At 54.6% G+C, this 1048-nt stretch carries 1 protein-coding gene; it reads right to left on the bottom strand.

Annotated elements, in window-relative coordinates:
• A protein-coding gene (locus ACF8R3_RS21610; RefSeq protein WP_392516117.1) for an IS3 family transposase occupies positions 1 to 1048 on the bottom strand; the annotation gives its coding sequence in 2 pieces (ribosomal slippage) (positions 1 to 914 and positions 914 to 1048; 1049 coding nt annotated over the 2 pieces). This gene is flagged as partial in the annotation.

The raw sequence follows: 1048 nt of genomic DNA, 5'->3' as shown, positions 1-1048 counted from the left end.
GACACTCTCCAAGCTCAGGAAATAGCGTTTCTCATACTCTACTGGAGACAGCTGCATAGCACTGCTGTGTCGGCGTTTAGGGTTATAGAACATCTCGATGTAATCGAAAATATCACTTCGGGCTTCTTCACGGGTTGTGTAGATCTTTCGTCGGATTCGCTCTCGCTTCAAAAGCTGGAAAAAGCTCTCGGCTACGGCATTGTCGTGGCAGTTTCCCCGCCGGCTCATGCTGCCGATTACATTGTTGGCCTTCAAAAAGCTTTGCCAATCCGAGCTACTGAACTGACTGCCTTGATCTGAGTGAATCATAACTTGCTGCTGAGGCTTGCGTCGCCAAACAGCCATCAACATCGCGTCGATAGCCAGGTCGCTGCACATCCTTGGCTTCATTGACCAACCAATTACTTGGCGTGAGAACAGATCCAGCACTACCGCGAGGTAGAGCCACCCTTCATAGGTGCGGATGTAAGTGATATCTGTCACCCAGACCTTGTTCGGCTCACTTACCTTGAACTGCCGCGCGAGGTGGTTGGGCGAGGCCACTGTTGGCTTTCCACCATAGAACCCTGGACGCCGCCGATAGCCCGTTTGAGAACGCAGCCCCTCCGCCTGCATCAAGCGCCCGACTCGATTTCGGCCGCATTCCTCTCCCAGCTCACGCAGGTCATCGTGAATTTTGCGGTAGCCGTATACACCTCCGCTTTCCAGCCAAGCGTGTTTGATCAAGCCAAGCAGACGTTGATCTTCTTTTGCTCGGGCAGATTGAGGCTCGGCCAGCCAGGCGTAATAGCCGCTGGGGTGCACCTTGAGGGTTTGGCAAAGGCGCCGCACCGGGTAATCAGTCGAGTGCTTCTTGATGAAGGCGTACTTCAGCCGCACTCCTTGGCAAAGTACGCGGCGGCCTTTTTTAAGATGTCTCGCTCTTCCGTCACGCGCTTGAGTTCAGCGCGTAGCTTGCGCAGTTCGGCCTGCTGATCGTCGTCTTGCTGACGCTGCTCTTGGGGCTTGCTGTAGACCTTGATCCAGGCGTAAAGACTGTGCACGGACA

Source organism: Pseudomonas sp. FYR_7 (assembly GCF_043106155.1).
Lineage (GTDB): Bacteria > Pseudomonadota > Gammaproteobacteria > Pseudomonadales > Pseudomonadaceae > Aquipseudomonas > Aquipseudomonas parafulva_B.
Note: the sequence above shows the minus strand (reverse complement) of the source record. Positions and strands in the feature narration are given on the sequence as shown.